The organism is Limnohabitans lacus (assembly GCF_030053395.1).
Taxonomy (GTDB): Bacteria; Pseudomonadota; Gammaproteobacteria; order Burkholderiales; family Burkholderiaceae_C; genus Limnohabitans_A; species Limnohabitans_A lacus.
Genome location: NZ_JASGBH010000009.1, coordinates 38666 through 60358, shown reverse-complemented (window position 1 = coordinate 60358; position 21693 = coordinate 38666). Strand labels below are relative to the sequence as shown.

Below are 21693 nucleotides of genomic sequence, written 5' to 3'. Positions count from 1 at the left end.
GACGCTGAATAGATTTCAAGACCGTTGCGGTCTGATCGTTTCCCTAAACGGTGCTACTGCCTCACGAAGTATTTCCTGCAACTGGTGTGACAGGCAAGATGCCCCGATTCACCGTGGAACGCTGCAATGTCCGGTATCCGCTGAACACGGAGGCAGGGTTTTTGAGGGATCTTCTGGCGGCCGGGCCAGATCGTCCAGAATGGGACAGTCGGGCCGGTCGTCGCCGTGGCAGTGGTGCAGCAGTTGCAGCAAGCTGCGCTGCATCGCCAGCATGGCTTCGATGCGCTGTGACAGCTCATCCACATGCTTTTGTGCGATGCGCTTGACGTTGGCGCTGGCACGGCGGCGGTTTTGCCACAGCGCCACCAACTCGCCGATCTCTGCCATGGCAAAGCCCAGATCGCGTGCGCGCTTGATGAAGCGCAGGGTATGCACATCGGCCTCGTTGTACTGTCGGTAGCCGCAGTCGGTGCGAGCTACGCGCGGCAGCAGGCCCAGCGATTCGTAATGGCGCACCATCTTGGCTGAAACCTTGGAGAGTTCGGCGGCCGTGCCGATGTTGACGGGCCAATGTGCGCTGCGCATGGTGCAGGCCTCAGACAGCGACGGCATAGCCTTCATCGGCGATGGCCTTGACCACCACCTCGCGCGGCTGCTGGGTCTGAACTTCAACCCGGTTTTGGCTACGGTCGATCTTGACCTCGGCCTGCGGGTCGATCTGCTGCAGGGCGCGCGTCACGGATCTTTCGCAATGGTCGCAGCGCATGCCGGTCACGGTAAAGGTCTGGTTCATGGTGTTCTTCCTTGGGTAAAAGAGATTGAAGGAAAGCATATCCTGAACCCTGCCATGGTGGGAAGGTCAAGTCATGGGTGAGATTTCTTTATTCAGCCTCAGATACGACAAGGGACTTGACTCTACCATCATGGTAAGGTTGAGAATGAATACATGAACACGACAAATCCTTCTTCCTCCCCTGCCGCTACGCTTGACCTGGGCATTGGCGGCATGACTTGCGCCTCCTGCGTCACTCGCGTGGAGAAAGCGCTGAAAAAAGTGCCTGGAGTGACCGAAGCCACGGTCAACCTCGCCACCGAATCGGCGCGCATCCGTTTTGCGCCCGGAGATCAGGTCGAAGCTCGATTGCGGCGCGCCGTGCGCGATGCCGGCTACGAGCCACGCGCGGCCGACGCGCTGGCGCAAGAAGCCGACGAGTCGCCCTGGGCCGGTTTTGCACCGGTGGCGGTGGGCCTGGCGCTGTCGCTGCCGCTGGTGCTGCCGATGCTGGCCGATCTGGTCGGCGTGCATTGGATGCTGCCCCCCTGGTTGCAGTTTGTACTGGCCACGCCGGTGCAATTCATTTTGGGCGCGCGTTTCTACAAGGCGGGCTGGCATGCCCTCAAGGCCTTGACCGGCAACATGGACTTGTTGGTGGCGATTGGCACGAGCGCGGGCTGGGCGCTGTCGGTCTGGCTCTGGCTGTTCGCCGGCCACGCCGAGCATGGCGGCATGCCGCACCTGTATTTCGAGGCCTCGGCGGTGGTGGTCACACTGGTGCTGCTGGGCAAGTGGCTGGAGGGGCGCGCCAAGCGCCAGACCACGGCCGCCATCCGCGCGCTGCACGCGCTGCGACCCGATGTCGCGCACCTGATGAGCGTCGAAGGCGAGGTGGATGTGCCCGTGGCTGAAGTGTTGGTGGGCGACCGCCTGGTGGTGCGCCCGGGTGAGCGCCTGCCGGTGGACGGCAGTCTGCTCGAAGGCCACACCCAAGTCGACGAATCCATGCTCACCGGTGAGCCGCTGCCCGTGGCCAAAGATGCCGGTGCCAGGCTGACCGGCGGTTCCATCAACGGCGAGGGCCGCATCGTGATGCAGGTGGACGCGGTGGGTGGCGAGACGGTGCTGGCCCACATCATTCGCCTGGTGGAGGATGCGCAGGCGGCGAAGGCGCCGATCCAGCGCCTGGTGGACCAGGTCTCGGCGGTGTTCGTGCCAGTGGTGCTGGCGATCGCGCTGCTCACGCTGCTGGGCTGGTTGTGGACCGGTGCCCCGACCGAGGCCGCCGTGATCCATGCGGTGGCGGTGCTGGTGATCGCCTGCCCCTGCGCGCTGGGACTGGCCACACCGGCCGCCATCATGGCCGGCACGGGGGTGGCGGCCAAACACGGCATCCTGATCAAGGACGCGCAGGCCCTCGAATTGGCGCACCGGGTGAATGTGGTGGCCTTTGACAAGACCGGTACCCTGACCGTGGGTCAACCCCGCCTGCTGGCCTTTGATGTGGCCGACGGGCAAGACGAGCCGGCACTGATGGCGGTCGTGGCCAGCTTGCAAAGCGGCAGCGAACACCCGCTGGCACGCGCCGTGGAGCGGGCCGCGCAGGCGCGTGGGCTGGCCGTGCAGGTGCCGGACAATGTGCGCGCCGTGCCCGGGCGCGGCAGCGAGGGCGAGGTGGGCGTGGCCAGCTACCTGATCGGCAGCCTGCGCTGGATGGACGAACTGGGTGTGGCGCTGGGCCCACTGGCGCCGCGCGCGGCAGCGCTGCAACAGCAGGGCGCCACCCTGTCGCTGTTGGTGCAGCGAACCACTGCCGGGCTGACCCCCTGTGCCTTACTGGCCTTTGGCGATGAACCCAAGCCTGGCGCGCAGGAGGCGCTGGCGGCGCTGCGAGCGCGCGGCATCCGCACCCTGATGATCTCGGGCGACAACCGTGGCGCGGCCGAGGCCATGGCGCGACGCCTGGGTCTGCGTCCGGAAGAGGGTGAGGTGCTGGCCGAGGTGCTGCCGGGCGACAAGGCGGCGCAGGTGGCGGCTCTCAAGCAGGGCGGCCGCGTGGTAGCCATGGTTGGCGACGGTGTCAACGACGCGCCGGCGTTGGCAGCAGCCGACGTCGGCCTGGCCATGGGTAATGGTACCGATGTGGCCATGCATGCAGCCGGCATCACCCTGATGCGGGGTGACCCGCGCCTGGTGGCTGCGGCGCTCGAGGTGTCGCGCCGTACCGTGGCCAAGATCCGGCAGAACCTGTTCTGGGCCTTCATTTACAACGTGGCCGGCATCCCGCTGGCAGCGCTGGGTTACCTCAATCCGGTGATCGCAGGGGCGGCCATGGCCATGAGTTCGGTCAGCGTGATGAGCAATGCCCTACTGCTGCGGCGCTGGCGGCCCTGAAAGGCCACGGCCCCCCACCGTGCCGTGCCGTGCCGCTTTTGATCCTAACCTGTTTAACATGCACTTCACACACAAGACCTTTACCCTCTGGCTGAGTTTGGCGGCGAACATGGCGCTGGCGCAAACCCTGCCGCTGCCCCAGCCTGCACCGGGGCTGATGCCTCAGCCTGCCCAAGGCCAGCGGCTGTTCGCGCAGCATTGCGCCGCCTGCCACGGCTTGGACTTGAAGGGTTCTGACCGGGGGCCACCGTTGCTGCACCCGGTCTATGAACCTTCGCATCACAGCGATGCTGCTTTTCAGGCGGCTGTGCGCTACGGCAGCCGGGCGCACCACTGGAAGTTTGGCGACATGCCGCCAGTGTCCGGGCTGTCGGCGGACGATGTGGTCCACATCACGGCCTACGTGCGTCAGCAGCAGCGCAAGGTGGGTATTCGTTAGAGCCTGTTGCAGAGACGGGGCTGTATCCGTCTCACTGGGCGTTGCGGTGTGCTTGTGCCTTGGCCAAGGTGCCCAGCAGCTTCAGGGCCGCCTTGATCTGTGGGGTCACGGGATGCCCCAGATTCAGCCGCAAATGGCGCGTGAAGCGCCGGTCGGCCGAGAACAATACCCCAGGCGCCGTGCTGATGGACTGGGCCATGGCCTGGTGGTGAATTTCCAGGGTGTTCACTCCCCCAGGCAACTCCAGCCAGACAAAGTAGCCCCCTTGGGGTTCGGTCATCCGGGTGCCCTTGGGAAAGCAGCGCTCGATTAGTGTTCTTGCCGCAGTGTGCTGGGTTTGCAATGCGCCTCGCAGATGGCGCAGATGCCGATCAAATCCGCCCTGCACGAGGTACTCGGCGATCGCCAGCTGCGGTGGTATCGGCGAAGCCAGCGAGGTCATCATCTTCAGGCGTTCAACATCCTTGGCATAGCGCCCGGCTGCTGCCCAGCCGACCCGATACCCCGGTGCCAGAGATTTGGAAAACGAGGAGCAATGCAGCACCAGACCCTCTTGGTCAAAGGCCTTGGCTGGCAAAGGCCGGCGTGCGCCGAAATGCAATTCTGCATAGACATCGTCCTCGATGAGGGGTACGCCGTAGCGTGCCAGCAATTGCACCAATGCCTGCTTTTTGGCATTGGGCATCAAAGCCCCAAGAGGATTCTGGAATGTGGGCATGAACCAGCAGGCTGCCACCTTCTGCTGCTTGAGCAAGGCCTCCAGAGCCTCCAGTCGGACCCCCTCCGCAGGATCGGTCTCGACCTCAACGGCTTTCAAGTGCAGGCGTTCCAGGGCCTGCAATGCTGCATAAAAAGTGGGAGATTCGACCACCACCACATCACCGGGCTGCGTGACAGCTTGCAGGCAAAGGTTGAGCGCCTCCATGGCACCGTTGGTCACGATGATTTCGTCCCCACGCGTGGGGACTCCATTAAGGGCATAACGCCGTCCGATCTGAGCACGCAGAGACTCGTCTCCGGCCGTCAATGCTCCGGATATTTGAGCCGGCCCCAGACGCCGCATGGCACGGGCACCACTTCGGGCCAGTTCTTCGAAGGGGAACAACTGCGCCGCAGGAAAAGCTGAACCCAGCGGTACCACATCGACATCGCGCGTGGAGCCCAGTAATTCAAAGACCAACTCGCTGATGGCTACCGGTGTGATACGCCCGTTGGGCAGCGCTGCATCGGGCGGCAATCTGGTCAGATGATGCCGCGCCCGCACAAAGTAGCCCGATCGGACCCTGGCCTCTACTAAACCCTGTAACTCCAATTGTGCGTAGGCCTGAAAGATCGTCGATGGACTCACACCACGCTGTCTTCGCAAATCACGCACCGAAGGCAGGCGATCCCCGGGGCGTAGCGCCCCTGATCGGATGCTGGCCGCCAGTTCATCGGCTAGCTGCTGGTAACGCGTCAGGCGGACAGCAAACATGTCTTCCAGAATCTCCAGTGAAGGCCTTGATGCTATACCAGTCAATGAAAATTCAGCCATGGGTCCAAAACAGCAAGAATGAACACAGAATTGTCGTGACCAGAGCATTCCCACACATGCCCGCCACTGCCAGGTCCAAGTGGTCTGGATATTCGGCTTGCGCGCGAACGAGACCTATGGCGTGCGCACTCACACCCAATGCAAAGGCTTGAACCCTTTTATCCCGTACCCCCAGCCAACGCAGCAGGGGTGGCGTCAGCAAGGTGCCCACTACCCCAGTGAGCAAAACAGCGGTTACGACAATGGTCTGGTCGGCACCAACGCTTTTCGCCAGGGACAGTGCCACGGGCATGGTGGCTGCCTTGGGTGCCACAGCAGCGGTGATGAGCCAAGGTGCGTCCAGCATCCATCCGGCAACCAGCACCCCTGCCACCGAAATCACCGATGCCAAAAGCAGACCAAGGAGCAAGTGGGGAAGTAGGGGGCCGAGTTTTCGGCAGACCTGATGAAGGGGAATCGCCATCGCCACAACGGCCGCATCCATGGCAGTGCGCAGTGGATGGATCCGTTCGGAAAAATCGGAAGGGTTCAAGCCGAACACGGCGCAAGCACATAGGACCAGGAAAACGGATACGAATACCGGTAAGGCGAGCACATGACGTTGGCTCAGACGGAACACACCTTTGGATGCCCAATAACACACGCCGGCAAGCACCAGTGCAGCAATTTGCTCAAGCATCGTGGTTGCTCTTTCGGGGTGTACATTGCAGTGTTGCGATGAGAAGTCCGCAAGCCGCGGCCATGAACAAGGTGACGGGCAATCCGCCCACCAGCAACAACGCCATCTCGCGTGGCGCCCATCGTAAGCCCACGACTGCAGCTACCAGCGAGGGCAAGAGGAACAGCGTCAGGTGATTCAACAAGAAGGCACTGGCACCCGCAAGCGCTGTAGGCGCCACCTGCCTGAAATGGAGAAACACCCACAGGGCCAGGAAGCCCCAGAAATTGCCTGGCACACGAACCCCGAGCCGCTGGGACAGAGCATCACCCAGTAGCTTGAGGCCAACGAGGGCGAGTAAACCAACAAGAATCGAAAAATTGCGTTTCATCTGATGCAGTGTCCAAGCATTTCGTGAGATGGAGGCGTATCAGACGCCCGCATAACTGGTCGGATCAGTATTCATCTGATACGGTCAATTTTCTGCATATCTGAATCCTGCGCATCAGAAGGGTCGACGGCAACATTGGCACATGCCTGGTCGACAGCCTCGTCCGGGCGCGCTGCCTCGAAACCATTTGCCTTTCGCGGAATGGGGGGCATGCGAATAACCCGTGAGGCCATCATGCAGAAAATCATCCCTATCCATTCCGTCGACGCTGTGGCTGCGAGCGACAAAATTCATGCCCGCTCTATTGATGGAATTTTCTCAAGATGGCGTTGGATCATGGTCTGGCTGACCCAAGCCTTCTTTTATGGCGTTCCATGGCTGAACTGGAGCTCGCGTCAGGCCGTGCTGTTTGACCTTGAGGCCAAGCGCTTTTACCTGTTTGGTGCCGTGTTGTTTCCGCAGGATCTCATCTACTTGGCCAGTTTGTTGGTCGTCAGTGCGTTGCTGCTGTTTTTTGCAACTGCCGTGGTTGGGCGCGTCTGGTGCGGCTTTGCCTGCCCACAAACTGTCTACACCGCCATCTTCATGTGGGTCGAGAATAAGTGCGAAGGCAGTCATCAGAACCGCAAGCGTTTGGATAAGACCAGATGGACAGCAGAGAAGCTGCTTCGTCGGGGTGGAAAAAACTTGGCATGGGTCGTTTTTGGTCTGTGGACAGGCTTCACCTTTGTTGGCTACTTCACTGCCATGCGCCCACTGATGGCCGATGCCCTGTCGATGACAGTCAGCCCATGGACCACATTCTGGATTTTGTTCTATGGCTTGTTCACTTATCTGAATGCGGGCTTGTTGCGCGAAAAGGTGTGTCTGCACATGTGTCCCTACGGACGATTTCAGGGGTCACTCATGGATGCGCACACCTTGAACGTGGCCTACGATCACCGGCGGGGTGAGCCGCGGCGCGGAACAGTTGAAAATGACCGCCGGCTTGCGAAGGAAGGTCACCATCAATGTACTTCCAGCTGACTTGCTTGACCTGATTCAGCCTGTTAAAGCGAGACTAGAGCCAGCGAAGGCCACCACCCTCACGGTGACCGTGCGCATGCCAGGCATGCAGGCCTTACAACGCGCAGGAGAAGTCCTGCCCATCAAATTTGTTGCGGTACTTGAAGGTGATACCGGTGAGCCGTCAACAGTCGAACCTTCAACCTTTCTGATACCGCGCCTGTAAGCGTCCGGATAAAAGCCTCCCGGTAATGTAGATAGCGGACGTTCCCAGCGGCGGCAATGGGTCGTTTGCTGCCATTTTCTTCAACTGCCAGTGTCATCAAAATCAATAAATAAATAACCCGGCCAGACGGGTGTCTGAACCGGGTGAAACATTGGCAACTGCAAACCAATGGAAATCAGTGGGGCTGATCCTCCAGCGGGATCAGCAACTGGTAGCGCTCATCGTCCCGGAGGTAGCGGATGAATCGCTTGTAGACCGATTTGTTGCGCTCGAACTCCTTGCTGGGTGAGAAGCTTTGCGACTGGGAGCCGCACTTGCGCTGCAGGGCGTCCTTGTCCAGCTCGTGGTCCAGGTCCTCCAAAAGCGCGAGGATGATGAGCCGCTGCCGGGGCTCGAGCTCATGGCGCTCGCCATCCATCCAGACGCACGATTGCGACTCGACGTATTTCAGGGTGGTCGTGGGCGTCGCCTCCTCCATGACCTGTGTGGCCGTGCTCGCGCTCTCACCAAAGAACTCGAACCGGCTCTGACTGATGCGCGCGGCCATGCCCAGAAAGCGAACATCAAAGCCCTCGATGGGTGATGCCGCTGGCAGCGGCAAATCGGTGCTGGTGAGCACGACGCTGGACTCGGTGGTTTTTTCCAGGCGAATCTGCTCACGAAGCCTGTCTGCCACTGCGGGTTTGTAGAGCTGGCGCGCGAAATACCAGGTCACCGGCTTGGCCCTGCCCGACTGCGTTGTGCCCAGCCGCCAGATTTGCTCGTGATCAATAACCTTCTGACCGGCACTGCCAAGGCCCAGTCCCGTGGCCAGGTTATTGACCAACTTGGGCAGCGAGACCTTGTGGTTGGTGCAGTAGTGCCTGGGCGCCGTGACGTCCACGCACTCGGGACACATGAGCAGAATTTGATCGCTGGACAGGTCCCGAACGACCCGCGCCAGCTCCAAGCCGCACTCCGGGCAATTGATCCATTGGTTCGAGCTGCCCAGCATCAGCATGCGCTCCCGGATCAGGTGCGTGGCCGCATCACTGGACTGGCCAAACAAAGTCTGTCCGTCGATCTGTGGCTTGTCCATCTCGAGCAGGCGGCACAGGACCTGGGTTGAATTGATCTGAGCCTGACTCATCACGCTGCCATCTGTTCAAAGGCTTCAAAGTCGCCTGGTGCGTCTTCCACCTCGATCACATCCAACGCTTTGAGCAATGACTGGGCGATCGCCTGATTGCGCTCGGACAGATTCTTGATGGTCGATGAGCCTGAAGCGTGCACTCCAAAGCTGAAGTGTGCGTGCTTGCCCTTGGCGTCGGGCATCATGTACACGATCAAGGTCGCCGAGGCCATGCCGTATTCAGCCTCGAAGTAGCTGCTGACCTTGAGCAGCGCCAACGCCTCCTGGATGGCATCGGGCTTGTCCATCTCAGGGGTGGCCTCGACCTGAACGGCCACACCTGCCCTGCCAATGGGCGTGAAGCGGGCACGGCGCAGGCGCACCTTCTCCACGCCCAGGGCAGACCAGTCCACAACAGGCTCAAGCATGCCGTCGCGCAGCGCGTTCAGACGGAATGACTTCTTCTCGATCTCCTCGGGCTCGATCTTCTGACCTAGCACATGCTCCCCGAACAACTGGAGCACCGCTGCATGGTTCTTGGCCCCTCCCTTGACGATGGACTCCACGATGCCTTGTGTGGGGTGGTACACCAGCGCCGTTTCCAAAGCAATGCGCGTGGTCACGCGGGTGAAGTTGCTCTGCTCAAAGTGGGCGATCGCGGTGACGGGAACAGCCCCGAAGGGCCGATGTTCAGAAAATGCAGCTTCGATAGACAGCAAGCGACCGGCAGCAGCCGACCCAAAGCGGAAATCCACTATTTCCTGCCAATGGCCGCTATTGAGGTTTCTGATGTACCAGAGGGTGCCCACCGATGCCTGCCAGTGGTTCTACGAATGCGAGCAGTGCCACGCTGTGCTCAAGCCGAAGCCAGGTGACTGCTGCGTGTACTGCTCCTACGGCACGGTGCCGTGCCCGCCCATCCAGGAGCGAGGCAAAGGCAGTTGCTGTAGCGGATGATCGCTATTGATCACTCCAGCCGTTGATTCAGGCGCGGCGCATCACTTTCTCAAGCACTACGCTGGACGAATCCGCCAGCCGTGCCACGACCTCCGGTGCCAAGTGAGTCAGTCGCAGCAAGTGGCGCAACTGCGCTAGGTATATGTCTTCGGCCACGGCGATTTCGGCTACCGATGCAGCTCGGTGCTTATAAATTTAAGTTTGGAGAACGGTCATTCGTGAATGGCAGATCATGGCCGACTTCGGCCGCTCAAAAGATACTGGCTGAGGCGCCCTACTCCCAGTTCGCGCTTAACAAATTGAGCCAGGCGCCTCGTGGACTTGAAGAGAAGGAATCCTGATTGCGTACGCAGATTCCGAATCCTTTAAACCAGCAATCACCATAAACCATAAGCACTTGTTGTACGGTTTTGTATTTTTTGCCAATATTGGGTAGGCAGTGTGTCAAAAGGAAAGGGGGACTGGAGAACTCTCGTAAGTCCTTGATTTATAAGGGCTTGACTTGTGGACACGGCGTTCTCCTGTCCATGAGAAATGGAGAATAGAGAGCGAAATTTCCTGAAAAACGGTGTTTTTTAGGGTTGCCACCAAGGTCCGTGTCCACGAGCCAAAATGGCGAAAACCCCGCAGAGACTGGGCCTCAGCGGGGTTTCCAAAAAGTGAGAGAGTGTTTTTCTCACAAAGCATATGGTGGTGGATGGTTGACCACTCAGGAACTTTCTATTAGCACTCAAGCGTGCCAGAGAGTACTAGGGCGTGAATGCGAGGTAGTGACTTAGCCAACCGATAGATCAGACTTACATCAACGAACTGTACCGACTCAACTTCAAATCCGTTCACCGGAATTGAACCCAAATCCACAACTACCGCACTTAGCCCACATGCAACGGCTGTGCGTGGAGCTTGATTCCCAGCGCAGCCGTGACTTTCAAGATGGTGGCAAAGCTGGGGTTGCCCTCCCCTGACAACGCCTTGTAGAGGCTTTCCCTGCCCAGCCCCGTATCGCGTGAAAGTTGTGACATGCCCTTGGCTCGGGCAATGGTGCCTAGAGCCTTGGCAATAAAGGCCGCATCATCCCCCGCCTCTTGCAGGCATGCCTCCAGATAAAGCGCCATGTCCTCTTCGGTTTTGAGGTGTTCTGCGCTATCCCATTTACGTAGCTTAAGAGCAGTCATCTCTTACTCCTTCAGTTGACGCGCTAGCTCCTGCGCGGTTTGAATATCTTTGGCCTGACTCGACTTGTCTCCTCCGGCCAAAAGGATGACGATTTCCAAACCTCGTAGCGTGAAATACACCCGAAAGCCTGGACCGTGATGAATTCGCATTTCGGAAACGCCGTCACCCACAGATTTATGGTCTCCGAAATTTCCTTCTTCCGCCCGATCAATACGCACCTGAATCCGACGGGCTGCTTGTTTGTCTCGCAAGGAGTCAAACCACCCATCAAAAATTTCGGTCGTATAGATCGTCTTCATGAAACATTGTATCAATTGGGATACATGACTGTCAATCTCATCCAAACGGCAAAACTCGACTCATCGCCATCACATTAAAGGAGTCTTTAATTTACTGACGCACATTCAAGGGCTCTTCAACAAGCCTGCCATCACGAACCTCTCCCCCTGCCCCTCGCATCGAGCGATGTTTCTAGTCCCTCAATTGACTGGAGAACATCCATGACCAAGCTTCGTTGCGCCCACTGTGGCGCTCGTTTCATCCCAGCGCCGCAGGTGCCAAACCAAGCGTATTGCTCAACGGCCAATTGCCAGAAAGAGCGTAGGCGGCAATGGCACAAAAGCAAGCTTCAATCCGACCCAGACTACCGAGACAACCAGTCTCGTGCGCAGAAGGCCTGGACCGAAAAAAAAATCCGGACTACTGGCGCAAGCACCGTCAAGGCAGGTCAGATTATGGAAATCGCCTGCCCTCTGGGCAAGATTCGAGCGCCCCTGAGCCGAGAAATCCATCCATCAAGATGGAGTCGTCAAATCCATCTCACCCCCTGCGCAAAGCCTTGCCGAACCTGATGCCGTCAAGATGGACGTGTGGATTGTTAAACTTTCCAGTATCCATGAGGGTTCACTTCTTGACTCCCTTCAGCCCCAAGGCTAGCCAAACAAACTATTGGGCTTGAACACCAGGAACACGATCATTCCCACAAAAATCAGCAAATAAGTCAGGCTTCCGGGCAGCAGGTCGTAGCCAATGGCTTCGGCAAAACCCAGCAAGATTCCGACGACGATGGCCCCCGAAGTCACGCCCGCACCGCCGATCATGATCATGATGAAGGCCTTGGTGGAAATGTTGGAGCCCACGCCCGAGGTCACGCCGTACACCGTGACCAACAGCGCGCCGGTCAGTCCCGCCAGCGCCATACCAATGGCAAAGCCAAGGGTAGTGGTGGCTTTCACATCTACACCTTGCAAGCGCGCAGCCTCTTTGTCCTGCGCCATCGCCCGCAGGGCGCGGCCCGGCCGGGTGTACTGCACGAACAACAGCAGCGCCACGATGAACACGATGGCCAGCACCGTGACCATGACGTTCGGATAGGTCAGGATCGCCCCACCCTCGGTGATGTCACCGTAGATGAAAGCGCCATCCACCACCGGTGGCACACCGCGCTGCTTTTCGCCAAACAGGGTCAGCGCCAAGTTTTCTCGCAACAAGGCAAAAAACGCAGAGCAGTTAAAATTGTCCACAACCGACTAGGCTAAATTATTTAAAAACCGGTGGCTCAATATTGGTTGCAAATAGTGGCTCACTTTGCGTTGCCATTCAACATCCTTCCTCAATCAAGACCCTTCATGGCTGAAATTTCCCGCTCTTTCGATGTGCTGATTGTCGGCAGCGGCCTGGCGGGCCTCAGCGCGGCCTTGCACCTGGCCGCTACGCACCACGTCGCCGTGATCACAAAGTGCACGCTGGGCGATGGCTCCAGCGCCTGGGCCCAGGGCGGCATCGCCGCCGTGCTCGCCGGGGGCGACAGCTTCGAGGCGCACGTGGAGGACACACTGGTCGCGGGCGCCGGCCTCTGCGACGCGGCCGCCACGCGCTTCGTCGTCGAGCATGCGCCCGAAAGCATCGTCTGGCTGCAAGAACTCGGCGTGCCGTTCTCGCGCGAGGACGGTCAGCTGCACCTCACGCGCGAAGGCGGCCACAGCCAGCGCCGCATCGTGCACGTGACCGATGCCACTGGTGCGGCAGTGCAGCGCACACTGATCGAGCGCGTGCGCCAGTCGCCGAACATCACGCTGCTGGAAAACCACACGCTGGTGGACCTGATCACCGGCCGAAAGCTCGGTCTGGCGCACGACGAGTGCCTGGGCCTTTACGCGCTGGACGAAGCGACCGACCGGGTGATCACCTTCCGCGCGCCCCACACCATCCTGGCCACCGGCGGCGCGGGCAAGGTCTACCTCTACACCACCAACCCCGACACCGCCACCGGCGACGGCATCGCAGCCGCCTGGCGCGCCGGTTGTCAGGTGGCCAACATGGAGTTCATCCAGTTCCACCCGACCTGCCTGTACCACCCGCACGCCAAGTCCTTCCTCATCTCCGAGGCGGTGCGCGGTGAGGGCGGGCGGCTGCTGCTACCCGAATCGGCCGGGGGCGCGCGCTTCATGCCGCAGCACGACGCGCGCGCCGAGCTGGCCCCGCGTGACGTCGTGGCCCGCGCCATCGACTTCGAAATGAAGAAGCACGGTCTGGACTGCATCTACCTCGACATCTCGCACCAGCCAGCCGCCTTCATCCGGGAACATTTCCCCAACATCCATGCGCGCTGCCTGGAACTGGGCATCGACATCACGAACCAGCCGATTCCCGTGGTGCCAGCCGCGCACTACACCTGCGGCGGCGTGCTGGCCGACCTGGCCGGCCGAACCACCCTGCCCGGCCTGTATGCGATCGGCGAGACCAGCTGCACCGGCCTGCACGGCGCCAACCGGCTAGCCAGCAATTCACTGGTCGAATGCATGGTTTTCGCGCGCGCGGCGGCGCAAGACATCGCGCAATCACCGCGCGCCGCCCCGCCCGCCCTGCCCGACTGGGACGATAGCCGCGTCACCGACGCCGATGAGACCGTGGTGATTTCGCACAACTGGGACGAACTGCGCCGCTTCATGTGGGACTACGTTGGCATCGTGCGCACCAACAAGCGCCTGGAGCGCGCGGCGCACCGCATCGCGTTGCTGCAGCAGGAAATCGACGAGTACTACAGCGCCTTTCACGTCACGCGCGACCTGCTGGAACTGCGCAACCTGGTGCAGGTGGCCGACCTGATCGTGCGCTCCGCCCAGGCCCGCCACGAAAGCCGCGGCCTGCACTTCAGCCGAGACTACCCGGCGCAGCTGCCGCAGGCGGTCAACACGGTGCTGACGCCCTCGGGTCCCGGCATGGAGGGCGCATGACTTACAGCGTCAAGGAAATCTTCTACACCCTGCAGGGCGAAGGCGCGCAGACCGGCATACCCGCCGTGTTCTGCCGCTTTGCCGGCTGCAACCTCTGGAGCGGCCGCGAGGAGGACCGCGCCGACGCCGTCTGCCGCTTCTGCGACACCGACTTCGTCGGCACCGACGGCACGCTGGGCGGCAAGTTCGCGCAGGCCGACGAACTGGCGGCACTGATCGCGGCGCAGTGGCCGGCCGGCGATGATGCTCACCGCCTGACGGTGCTGACCGGTGGCGAACCGCTGCTGCAGGTGGACGAGGCCTTGGTCGACGCGCTGCACGCGCGCGGTTTCCGCATTGCCGTGGAAACCAATGGCACGGTCGCCGCGCCACCCGGCATCGACTGGCTCTGCGTGAGCCCCAAGGCCAGCGCGCCCTGGGTGCAGCGTCAAGGCCAAGAGCTCAAGCTGGTCTGGCCCCAGCCGGGCCTGGACCTGCAGGCCATCGCCCGCACCGGACAATTCACCCACCGCTTCCTGCAGCCCATGGACGGACCCGCCCAGGCCGCCAACACCGCCACCTGCATCGCCGCCTGCCTGCGCGACCCAGTCTGGCGGCTGAGCCTGCAAACCCACAAGATCAGCGGCATCCGCTGAAAGCCGAGAGACTCATGTTGTTCACCGTCAGCCAACGCTTTTTCTTCGATGCGGCCCACACCCTGAAACGCGAGATCGAGGCCGAAGGCAGCCGCCGCATCCATGGCCACACCTACCACGCCGAGGTCTGGCTGGCCGGCCCGCGCAACCCGGACACCGGCATGGTGATCGACCTGGGCCTGCTGCGCCGGCGCCTGGACGAGGTGCGCGAACTGCTGGACCACCGCATGCTCGACGAGGTGCCCGGCCTGGGCGCGCCGACGCTGGAAAACCTCTGCCTGTTCATCGCCAACGAGATGCCCGATTTTAGCCCCCGCCTGTCCCGCGTGCGCGTCTGGCGCGAGGCGCTGGGCGACGCCTGCACGCTGGAGCTCAAGCCCTGAGTCCGACGCGCCAGGCGTTGCCGCCCTGTTCCGTCCACTTTTTGATTCCGAGGAAACCCCATGTTCCGCACCCTGCTCAAGTCCAAGATCCACCGCGTTGCCGTGACCCAGTGCGAGCTGCATTACGAAGGTTCCTGCGCCATTGATGAAGACCTGCTGGACGCCGCCGACATCGCCGAAAATGAACAGATCCACATCTGGAACATCGACAACGGCGAGCGCTTCGTCACTTACGCCATTCGGGGGGAACGCGGCTCCGGCATGATTTCCGTCAACGGCTCGGCCGCGCGCCGCGCCGCCGTGGGCGACCTGATCATCATTGCGGCTTTCGCCCAGGTGCACAACGACCAGCTTGCCGGCCATGAACCCCAGCTGGTGTTCGTCGACGACAAGAACCGGCAGACCGAGCTGCGCCACAAGGTGCCGACCCAGCACCTTTGATGGCGCGCGAAGGTGGCCAGCCCGCCGCTTCACACGCCTCATCGACGGCTGACTCATGCGTTCGCCAGCGCCTGGCAGATCGGCGTGGGAGAAGGACCTTCTCGGAAAAGAAGTAAAGGGTTGCCGAACCTCGGCACCGCATCGCGCGCGGGCGGTGCCGTGATAACGCTGCGGATTCATTCAATGTGATCTATAATTATTAATTAAGATTACCCGCAAGCCAGCCCGAATCACTGTTGCTGAGGAGATTCAGTAAAATGGAATACACCTCTGCCGCATGCGAAGGCCACATCGCATCGCCGGCCCAGGCCACTGTGCCGCCGCTCGGGCTTCCGTCGGTCACAGAAACGCCCGCACCCGTGCCTGGATGCGAGCCCTTGCCAACCCCCTCACTTAGCGAGTCATGCGCCACGCCTCTTCCGACCTGCAACAGCGCAGCCTGACTCATATCTGGCATCCCTGCACGCAGATGCAGCGCGCGGCCCAGATGCCGCCATTGCCTATCGTGCGTGGCCAGGGCCCCTGGCTGTTCGACGACCAGGGCAGCCGCTATTTCGACGCCATCAGCTCCTGGTGGGTCAACCTGTTCGGCCACGACGATGCACGCATCAACGCGGCGATCAAGGACCAGCTAGACACCCTGCCGCACGTGATGCTGGCCGGCTGCACCCACAAGCCGGCGGTCGAACTGGCCGAGCGCCTGTCGGCACGGACCGGCAGCGTGCTCGGCCATTGCTTCTTCGCCAGCGACGGCGCCTCGGCGGTCGAGATCGCGCTGAAGATGAGCTTCCACTGCTGGCGCAACCGCGGCCGGCCGGCCAAGCAGGAGTTCGTCTGCCTGCGCCAGGGCTATCACGGCGAAACCCTGGGCGCACTGGCGGTCACCGACGTCCAGGTGTTCCGCGACGCCTACGATCCGCTGCTGATGCGCGCGCACCAGGTCATGTCGCCAGACGCGCGCCAGGCCGCGCCCGGCGAGTCCGCCGCCGACGTGGCGCAGCGTGCCGCAGCGGACCTGCAGGCACTGTTCGAAGCGCGCCACGAGCACATAGCCGCCCTGATCCTCGAGCCGCTGGTGCAGGGCGCCACGGGCATGGCCATGCACGACCCCGCCTACCTGCGCACCGCGCGCGCACTGTGCGACCAGTACCAGGTGCACCTGATCGCCGACGAGATCGCGGTTGGCTGCGGCCGCACCGGGACCTTCTTTGCCTTTGAGCAGGCCGCGCTGCCGGGAGAATCTCCGATCTGGCCCGACCTGGTCTGCCTGTCCAAGGGCATCAGCGGCGGCTACCTGCCGCTGTCGCTGGTGCTCTCGCGCGACAGCATCTACGAAGCCTTCCTCGACGACGACGTGGCGCGTGGCTTCCTGCATTCCCACTCCTACACCGGCAATGCGCTGGCCTGCCGCGCGGCACTCGCGGTGCTCGACCGCTTCGAGGAGGAGCAGGTACTGCAGCGCAATCGTGAACGCGCCGCCATGCTCACGGCCGCGCTCGCGCCGCTGCAAGCCGACCCGCGCATCGAGCATTTCCGCCAGCGCGGCATGATCTGGGCCTTCGACGTGCGCGAGCCCTTCGCGGGCCCGCGCTTTGCCGAGCGCTTCCATCTGGCCGGCCGCGAACGCGAGCTGATGATCCGACCGATCGGCCGCACGGTCTACCTGATGCCGCCCTATGTGCTCGACGACGAACTGTCAGCCTGGCTGGCCGGGCGCGTGATGGCCACACTCGACGACGTGCTGAACCAGCGCCGCTCCGATGCTGATAGACCACCTGAACCGCCAACTGCGTGAGCGCGAAGCGCAGGCGCTGCGGCGCCAGCGGCGTATCGCCGAATCGCCCTGCGCGCCGCACCAGCGCGTCAGCGTGGGTGACGCACCGGCGCGCGAGCTGCTCGCGTTCTGCAGCAACGACTACCTGGGCCTGGCGAACCACCCGGCGCTGATCGAGGCGCTGGCCGAGGGCGCGCGGCGCCATGGTGCGGGCAGCGGCGCCTCGCACCTGATCAGCGGCCACTCGCGCGCCCATGCCGCGCTCGAAGACGACCTGGCCGCCTGGCTGGCGCCGTCCATTCCGGGCGCGCGGGCGCTGAGCTTCTGCACCGGCTACATGGCCAACCTGGCGCTGCTCACCGCGCTGGGCGACGCCAGCGCCACGATCTTTGCCGACAAGCTCAACCACGCCTCGCTGATCGACGGCGCCCTGCTGGCCAAGGCGGCCATGCAGCGCTACGCCCACGGCAATCTCGCGGTGCTGGCGCGCCAGCTCGAACGCTGCACCACGCCGGTCAAGCTGATCGTGACCGACGCCGTGTTCAGCATGGATGGCGACCTGGCCGACCTGCCCGGGCTGCTCGCCCTGGCCGAACGCCATGATGCCTGGCTGATCGTGGACGACGCGCACGGCTTCGGCGTGCTCGGGCCGCAAGGCCGCGGCAGCCTGGCGCACTTTGGCCTGCGCAGCGAGCGCCTGATCGTCATGGGCACGCTCGGCAAGGCCGCCGGCCTGGGCGGCGCCTTTGTGGCCGCGCACCCCACCATCATCGACTGGCTGGTCCAGGCGGCGCGCGCCTACATCTACACGACGGCAGCACCGCCGGCCGTGGCCCATGGCTTGCGCGAAAGCCTGCGGCTGATCGGCGGCGAGGAAGGTGACCGGCGCCGTGCGAATTTGCAGCAGCGTATCGCGCAATTGCGCAGTGGACTCACCGCGCTGACCGAAGCGCACCCCGCGCTCGGCTGGCACCTGGCCGACTCGGCCACCGCGATACAGCCGCTGATCGTCGGCGACAACGCCGCCGCGATGGCGCTGGCCGCCGCGCTTGACGCGCAAGGCCTGTGGGTGCCGGCGATCCGCCCGCCCACCGTACCGGTTGGAACAGCGCGGCTGCGCATCACGCTCAGTGCCACGCACAGCGCGGACGACGTGCAGCGCCTGGTCCAGGGCCTGGCCCACGCTGCGAAGGACCTCGCATGAGCGCCGCGCCGGGCCGTCCCCAAGCAAGCTCGCACCGCAGTGCGCAGCACGAAGGTACTCCAGTGAGCCTCTCGCCAAGGCCGCGCGGCTGCTTCGTCACCGGCACCGACACCGAGGTCGGCAAGACCCGCATCAGCGCGGCGCTGCTGCACTGGTGCGCCCGGCAGGGCTGGCGCAGCGCCGGGTTCAAGCCGGTGGCGGCCGGCACCGAGCTGGTCGACGGCGTGCGCGTCAACGACGACGTGCGCACCCTGCGCCTGGCCAGTTCGCTCGCGCTGACCGACGCCGAGGTCGGTCCCTACCAGTTCGACACCGCCTGCGCGCCGCACATCGCGGCGGCGCTGGAAGGCCGCGCCATCGAGCGCGGCGTGATCCTGCAGGCCGCGAACGACCTGGCGGCGCGCGCCGACGTGCTGGTGGTCGAGGGCGTCGGTGGCTTCTGCGTGCCGCTCGGCCCGGAATGGGACACGGCCGGTCTGGCTGCCGACCTCGGCCTGCCCGTGGTGCTGGTGGTCGGCCTGCGCCTGGGCTGCATCAACCATGCGCTGCTCACCGCCGAAGCGGTGCGCGCGCGCGGACTGCGCCCGGTTGGCTGGATCGGCAACGTCGTTGACGCCAGCATGCCCTGGATCGATGAGAACATCGCCTGTCTGCGCGAACGCCTGTGGCGGCAGCACCAGGCCCCCTGCCTCGGCCTCGTGCCGCGGCTGTCCGCAACCGGCGCGGCTGCCGTGGCCGCGCACCTGGACGACGCGGCGCTGCGCACCGTGTTCGCCGCTCCCTGAAACGTTTCACCCCCTCGCATGAAGGACCTGACATGACCACCTTAGCCACCATCGACATTTCTGGCCTGCGCGCGCGCAGCACCCCGCCCGACAGCCCGGGCGCCGCGGTGCGCTGGCGCGTCGCCGACGTCGAGGCGCTGTTCGCGCTGCCGTTCATGGACCTGCTGCACCAGGCCCAGCAGGTGCACCGCGAGAACTTCGACCCGAACGAAGTGCAGTTGTCCACCTTGCTGTCGATCAAGACCGGCGGCTGCAGCGAGGATTGCGGCTACTGCCCGCAATCGGCCCATTTCGAAACCGGCGTCGAGGCCAGCAAGCTGATGCCGCTGGCCGAGGTCGTGGAGGCTGCGCAGGCCGCCAGGGCCCAGGGCGCGACCCGCTTCTGCATGGGCGCGGCCTGGCGCAGCCCGAAGGAGCGCGACATGGAGAAAGTGACCGAGATGGTGCGCGAGGTCCGGGCCCTGGGCCTGGAGACCTGCATGACGCTGGGCATGCTCGAAGCCGGGCAGGCGCAGGCACTCAAATCGGCCGGACTGGACTACTACAACCACAACCTGGACAGCGCGCCCGAGTTCTACGGCAACATCATCAGCACCCGCAACTACCAGGACCGGCTGGACACGCTGGCCCACGTGCGCGATGCCGGCATCAACGTCTGCTGCGGCGGCATCGTCGGCATGGGCGAGAGCCGGACCGAACGCGCCGGGCTGATCGCTCAGCTCGCCAACCTCGACCCGTACCCCGAGTCGGTGCCGATCAACAACCTGGTCCAGGTCGAAGGCACGCCGCTGGCGGATACCGCGCCGCTCGATCCGTTCGAGTTCGTTCGCACCATCGCGGTGGCCCGCATCGCCATGCCGCGCACCATGGTTCGCCTGTCGGCCGGGCGCGAGCAGATGGACGAGGCCCTGCAGGCGCTATGCTTCGCCGCCGGCGCCAATTCGATCTTCTACGGCGACAAGCTGCTGACCACCAGCAATCCCCAGGCCGAGCGGGACCGCCGGCTGTTCGAGCGCCTGGGCTTGAAGGCGCAGGGTGAGCGGCCCGCGGCGCGCAACGATCAGAGCGAATGAGCGCCGTCCTGACATCGCCGCCCCATCCGCTGGGGCGCCCCATCGTCGACGCCGCGTTTCTGGCCAACCCATATCCGACTTACCAGGCCTTGCGCGAAGCCGGGCCGATCCACTGGAGCGAGGAATTCTTTGGCGGCGCCTGGCTGCTCACGCGCCATGCCGACGTGGAAGGCGTGCTGCGCGATCCGCGCTTTGCGGCCCAGCGCACCGGCGGCTGGGTGAACCAGGCTGCGGCCGAGCGCGGCGCGCTGGCGGGCTTCCAGCAGCTGTTCGCGCGTGCCCTGCTGTTCCTCGACGCGCCCGACCATGGGCGGCTGCGCGCCCTGCTGCAGCCTGCCTTTAGGCCCGAGGCGCTGGCGCGGCTCAGGCCCCAGATCGAGCGCATTGCCGACGAGCTGATCGACGGCCTGGACCATGCCGATGAATTCGACTTCATCGCCCGGCTCGCGCGCCCGCTGCCGGTGCGCGTGATCTCGGCCATCCTGGGCATTGAGGGCGCGGACCGCGCCGAGGTCATGGCTTGGTCGGACGACCTGGCGGCCTTCATCGGCGCGCCCGAGCCCAGCCAGGAACAGGCGCGCCGCGCCCAGGCCAGCCTGCTGGCGATGACGCGCTACTTCCAGGCGCAGCTGGCGGCCAAGCGCGCCGCGCCGGGGGACGACCTGCTGAGCGAGCTGCTCAAAGCGCGCGAGCGCGGCGAGATCCGTGACGATGCCGAGCTGCTGGCCCAATGCGCGATGCTGCTGTTCGCCGGCCACGAGACCACGCGCAACCTGCTGGGCAACGGCCTGTTCGCGCTCTTGAGCCACCCCGAGCAATGGGCGGGGCTGCGGCAGGACCCGGCGGGGGTGCCGGGCGCGGTGCGCGAGCTGCTGCGCTACGACAGCCCGGTGCAGTACACGGGAAGGCGCGTCACGACGGACCTGATGCTGCACGGCCAGCGGCTGCGCCGCGGCGACTTGGTGCTGGCCCTGATCGGCTCGGCCAACCGTGACCCGGCGCGCCACGCCCTGGCCGAGGCGCTCGACATCACGCGGGCCGACCCGGGCGCGCTGTCCTTCGGCTCAGGCGTCCATGTCTGCCTGGGCGCGGCGCTCACGCGGCTGGAGGCCGAGGTGGTGCTCGGCCGCCTGCTCGTGCGCTGGCCTGACCTGCAACTGGCCAGCACCCAGCCGCAGTGGTGCGCGAACCCCGCCTACCGTGGCCTCGCGGCGCTGCCGCTACGGCGCGCCTGATACCGACTTGCGAGCAGAGGTACAAAAAGAGGTCCCTGCCTGCGTTAAGGGAGGCGGGGACGGCGGGCGAACGGCTCCGTTCATGTCCCCCGACGAGGGCGTACCGCCCTCGTCTCCTCCTTGACTTCACTGCGCCATTCACCCACCGTCCCCTTCGGGTCCACCACCGCTCTCGCGCCGCTGCTTCGCGCACCACGACGCAGGCCGGAGCGCTGCGGCGCGGTGTCGTGTGCAGTGAAGTCAAGGAGGAGGTGGCGGCCG

General features: G+C 63.6%; 23 protein-coding genes. 13 read left to right on the top strand and 10 right to left on the bottom strand.

What is annotated here, in order from left to right:
* Positions 1-108: 108 nt before the first annotated feature.
* Together cueR and QLQ16_RS12395 are read right to left on the bottom strand one after the other, a co-directional pair.
* Complete coding sequence (gene cueR / locus QLQ16_RS12400; protein WP_283224976.1) at positions 109-612, bottom strand: Cu(I)-responsive transcriptional regulator; 504 nt, start codon at positions 610-612, stop codon at positions 109-111.
* Positions 596-793, bottom strand: a complete 198-nt coding sequence (locus QLQ16_RS12395; protein ID WP_283224975.1) for a heavy-metal-associated domain-containing protein — start codon at positions 791-793, stop codon at positions 596-598. Before QLQ16_RS12395 ends, cueR begins: the two co-directional genes overlap by 17 nt.
* 153 nt (positions 794-946) lie before the next feature.
* Here QLQ16_RS12395 and QLQ16_RS12390 point away from each other — a divergent pair, with 153 nt between their 5' ends.
* Both QLQ16_RS12390 and QLQ16_RS12385 read left to right on the top strand, forming a co-directional pair.
* On the top strand, positions 947-3169 hold the full coding sequence (locus QLQ16_RS12390) for a heavy metal translocating P-type ATPase (protein WP_283224974.1): 2223 nt from the start codon (positions 947-949) through the stop codon (positions 3167-3169).
* Between the two features lie 58 nt (positions 3170-3227).
* Positions 3228-3608 (top strand): c-type cytochrome, encoded by a 381-nt coding sequence (locus QLQ16_RS12385; RefSeq protein ID WP_283224973.1) that lies wholly within the window; start codon positions 3228-3230, stop codon positions 3606-3608.
* A 31-nt stretch (positions 3609-3639) separates the two neighbouring features.
* Here the strand turns inward: QLQ16_RS12385 and QLQ16_RS12380 are convergent, their stop codons facing one another.
* The 3 genes from QLQ16_RS12380 to QLQ16_RS12370 are packed head-to-tail and all read right to left on the bottom strand — an operon-like array spanning position 3640 to position 6191.
* Positions 3640-5082: an aminotransferase-like domain-containing protein gene (locus QLQ16_RS12380; protein WP_283224972.1), complete on the bottom strand. Its 1443-nt coding sequence runs from the start codon at positions 5080-5082 to the stop codon at positions 3640-3642.
* Between the two features lie 52 nt (positions 5083-5134).
* Positions 5135-5821: an LrgB family protein gene (locus tag QLQ16_RS12375; RefSeq protein ID WP_283224971.1), complete on the bottom strand. Its 687-nt coding sequence runs from the start codon at positions 5819-5821 to the stop codon at positions 5135-5137.
* The gene (locus QLQ16_RS12370) at positions 5814-6191 is read right to left on the bottom strand and encodes a CidA/LrgA family protein (RefSeq protein ID WP_283224970.1); all 378 of its coding nucleotides are present in this window, start codon (positions 6189-6191) and stop codon (positions 5814-5816) included. Before QLQ16_RS12370 ends, QLQ16_RS12375 begins: the two co-directional genes overlap by 8 nt.
* Before the next feature lie 234 nt (positions 6192-6425).
* On the opposite strand from QLQ16_RS12370, the gene QLQ16_RS12365 reads away from it, so the two are divergent.
* Positions 6426-7217 carry a 4Fe-4S dicluster domain-containing protein gene (locus QLQ16_RS12365; protein WP_283224969.1) on the top strand — a complete coding sequence of 264 codons (792 nt, stop codon included), beginning with the start codon at positions 6426-6428 and terminating at the stop codon, positions 7215-7217.
* A 380-nt stretch (positions 7218-7597) separates the two neighbouring features.
* Here QLQ16_RS12365 and QLQ16_RS12360 read toward each other — a convergent pair whose 3' ends face one another.
* Positions 7598-8551 (bottom strand): hypothetical protein, encoded by a 954-nt coding sequence (locus tag QLQ16_RS12360; RefSeq protein ID WP_283224968.1) that lies wholly within the window; start codon positions 8549-8551, stop codon positions 7598-7600.
* Entirely contained in the window at positions 8551-9288 is a 738-nt protein-coding gene (locus tag QLQ16_RS12355) for a hypothetical protein (RefSeq protein WP_283224967.1), read from the bottom strand. Before QLQ16_RS12355 ends, QLQ16_RS12360 begins: the two co-directional genes overlap by 1 nt.
* A gap of 34 nt (positions 9289-9322) precedes the next feature.
* On the opposite strand from QLQ16_RS12355, the gene QLQ16_RS12350 reads away from it, so the two are divergent.
* Positions 9323-9490: a GDCCVxC domain-containing (seleno)protein gene (locus QLQ16_RS12350; RefSeq protein ID WP_283224966.1), complete on the top strand. Its 168-nt coding sequence runs from the start codon at positions 9323-9325 to the stop codon at positions 9488-9490.
* 872 nt (positions 9491-10362) lie between these two features.
* On the opposite strand, the gene QLQ16_RS12345 is transcribed toward QLQ16_RS12350, so the two are convergent.
* The 3 genes from QLQ16_RS12345 to QLQ16_RS12335 all read right to left on the bottom strand — a co-directional run bounded on the left by QLQ16_RS12345 (position 10363) and on the right by QLQ16_RS12335 (position 12156).
* Positions 10363-10665, bottom strand: coding sequence for an addiction module antidote protein (locus QLQ16_RS12345; RefSeq protein ID WP_104801853.1), 303 nt, complete (start codon positions 10663-10665; stop codon positions 10363-10365).
* 3 nt (positions 10666-10668) lie between these two features.
* Complete coding sequence (locus QLQ16_RS12340) at positions 10669-10965, bottom strand: type II toxin-antitoxin system RelE/ParE family toxin (RefSeq protein WP_104801852.1); 297 nt, start codon at positions 10963-10965, stop codon at positions 10669-10671.
* A gap of 633 nt (positions 10966-11598) precedes the next feature.
* Positions 11599-12156, bottom strand: coding sequence for a branched-chain amino acid ABC transporter permease (locus QLQ16_RS12335; RefSeq protein ID WP_283224965.1), 558 nt, complete (start codon positions 12154-12156; stop codon positions 11599-11601).
* 138 nt (positions 12157-12294) lie between these two features.
* Here QLQ16_RS12335 and nadB point away from each other — a divergent pair, with 138 nt between their 5' ends.
* The 9 genes from nadB (at position 12295) to QLQ16_RS12290 (ending at position 21432) form a co-directional block, all read left to right on the top strand.
* Positions 12295-13902 carry an L-aspartate oxidase gene (gene nadB, locus QLQ16_RS12330; protein WP_283224964.1) on the top strand — a complete coding sequence of 536 codons (1608 nt, stop codon included), beginning with the start codon at positions 12295-12297 and terminating at the stop codon, positions 13900-13902.
* Positions 13899-14537: a 7-carboxy-7-deazaguanine synthase gene (gene queE / locus QLQ16_RS12325; protein ID WP_283224963.1), complete on the top strand. Its 639-nt coding sequence runs from the start codon at positions 13899-13901 to the stop codon at positions 14535-14537. The genes nadB and queE overlap by 4 nt, the downstream gene beginning before the upstream one ends.
* 14 nt (positions 14538-14551) lie before the next feature.
* A complete protein-coding gene (locus QLQ16_RS12320; RefSeq protein WP_283224962.1) occupies positions 14552-14920 on the top strand; it encodes a 6-pyruvoyl trahydropterin synthase family protein in 369 nt (122 codons plus the stop codon).
* 60 nt (positions 14921-14980) lie between these two features.
* A complete protein-coding gene (gene panD, locus QLQ16_RS12315; protein ID WP_108326947.1) occupies positions 14981-15361 on the top strand; it encodes an aspartate 1-decarboxylase in 381 nt (126 codons plus the stop codon).
* 403 nt (positions 15362-15764) lie between these two features.
* Positions 15765-17156: an adenosylmethionine--8-amino-7-oxononanoate transaminase gene (gene bioA / locus QLQ16_RS12310; RefSeq protein ID WP_108326946.1), complete on the top strand. Its 1392-nt coding sequence runs from the start codon at positions 15765-15767 to the stop codon at positions 17154-17156.
* Positions 17122-18339, top strand: a complete 1218-nt coding sequence (gene bioF, locus QLQ16_RS12305; RefSeq protein WP_108326945.1) for an 8-amino-7-oxononanoate synthase — start codon at positions 17122-17124, stop codon at positions 18337-18339. The genes bioA and bioF overlap by 35 nt, the downstream gene beginning before the upstream one ends.
* Positions 18336-19124: a dethiobiotin synthase gene (gene bioD / locus QLQ16_RS12300; protein ID WP_108326944.1), complete on the top strand. Its 789-nt coding sequence runs from the start codon at positions 18336-18338 to the stop codon at positions 19122-19124. The genes bioF and bioD overlap by 4 nt, the downstream gene beginning before the upstream one ends.
* Before the next feature lie 32 nt (positions 19125-19156).
* Positions 19157-20197, top strand: a complete 1041-nt coding sequence (bioB, locus tag QLQ16_RS12295; RefSeq protein ID WP_108326943.1) for a biotin synthase BioB — start codon at positions 19157-19159, stop codon at positions 20195-20197.
* Positions 20194-21432 carry a cytochrome P450 gene (locus QLQ16_RS12290; protein WP_283224961.1) on the top strand — a complete coding sequence of 413 codons (1239 nt, stop codon included), beginning with the start codon at positions 20194-20196 and terminating at the stop codon, positions 21430-21432. Before bioB ends, QLQ16_RS12290 begins: the two co-directional genes overlap by 4 nt.
* Positions 21433-21693: the final 261 nt, after the last annotated feature.

Excerpts from the sequence above, each read along its gene's own strand:
- QLQ16_RS12340 (WP_104801852.1), bottom strand. The coding sequence starts at position 10,965 with ATGAAGACGATCTATACGACCGAAATTTTTGATGGGTGGTTTGACTCC.
- QLQ16_RS12385 (WP_283224973.1), top strand. The coding sequence starts at position 3,228 with ATGCACTTCACACACAAGACCTTTACCCTCTGGCTGAGTTTGGCGGCG.
- QLQ16_RS12370 (WP_283224970.1), bottom strand. The coding sequence starts at position 6,191 with ATGAAACGCAATTTTTCGATTCTTGTTGGTTTACTCGCCCTCGTTGGC.
- QLQ16_RS12395 (WP_283224975.1), bottom strand. The coding sequence starts at position 793 with ATGAACCAGACCTTTACCGTGACCGGCATGCGCTGCGACCATTGCGAA.
- QLQ16_RS12360 (WP_283224968.1), bottom strand. The coding sequence starts at position 8,551 with ATGAGTCAGGCTCAGATCAATTCAACCCAGGTCCTGTGCCGCCTGCTC.
- QLQ16_RS12375 (WP_283224971.1), bottom strand. The coding sequence starts at position 5,821 with ATGCTTGAGCAAATTGCTGCACTGGTGCTTGCCGGCGTGTGTTATTGG.
- queE (WP_283224963.1), top strand. The coding sequence starts at position 13,899 with ATGACTTACAGCGTCAAGGAAATCTTCTACACCCTGCAGGGCGAAGGC.
- QLQ16_RS12350 (WP_283224966.1), top strand. The coding sequence starts at position 9,323 with ATGTACCAGAGGGTGCCCACCGATGCCTGCCAGTGGTTCTACGAATGC.
- bioA (WP_108326946.1), top strand. The coding sequence starts at position 15,765 with ATGCGCCACGCCTCTTCCGACCTGCAACAGCGCAGCCTGACTCATATC.
- QLQ16_RS12380 (WP_283224972.1), bottom strand. The coding sequence starts at position 5,082 with ATGTTTGCTGTCCGCCTGACGCGTTACCAGCAGCTAGCCGATGAACTG.
- nadB (WP_283224964.1), top strand. The coding sequence starts at position 12,295 with ATGGCTGAAATTTCCCGCTCTTTCGATGTGCTGATTGTCGGCAGCGGC.
- QLQ16_RS12365 (WP_283224969.1), top strand. The coding sequence starts at position 6,426 with ATGCAGAAAATCATCCCTATCCATTCCGTCGACGCTGTGGCTGCGAGC.
- QLQ16_RS12345 (WP_104801853.1), bottom strand. The coding sequence starts at position 10,665 with ATGACTGCTCTTAAGCTACGTAAATGGGATAGCGCAGAACACCTCAAA.
- bioD (WP_108326944.1), top strand. The coding sequence starts at position 18,336 with ATGAGCGCCGCGCCGGGCCGTCCCCAAGCAAGCTCGCACCGCAGTGCG.
- QLQ16_RS12290 (WP_283224961.1), top strand. The coding sequence starts at position 20,194 with ATGAGCGCCGTCCTGACATCGCCGCCCCATCCGCTGGGGCGCCCCATC.
- QLQ16_RS12390 (WP_283224974.1), top strand. The coding sequence starts at position 947 with ATGAACACGACAAATCCTTCTTCCTCCCCTGCCGCTACGCTTGACCTG.
- cueR (WP_283224976.1), bottom strand. The coding sequence starts at position 612 with ATGCCGTCGCTGTCTGAGGCCTGCACCATGCGCAGCGCACATTGGCCC.
- bioF (WP_108326945.1), top strand. The coding sequence starts at position 17,122 with ATGCTGATAGACCACCTGAACCGCCAACTGCGTGAGCGCGAAGCGCAG.
- panD (WP_108326947.1), top strand. The coding sequence starts at position 14,981 with ATGTTCCGCACCCTGCTCAAGTCCAAGATCCACCGCGTTGCCGTGACC.
- bioB (WP_108326943.1), top strand. The coding sequence starts at position 19,157 with ATGACCACCTTAGCCACCATCGACATTTCTGGCCTGCGCGCGCGCAGC.
- QLQ16_RS12320 (WP_283224962.1), top strand. The coding sequence starts at position 14,552 with ATGTTGTTCACCGTCAGCCAACGCTTTTTCTTCGATGCGGCCCACACC.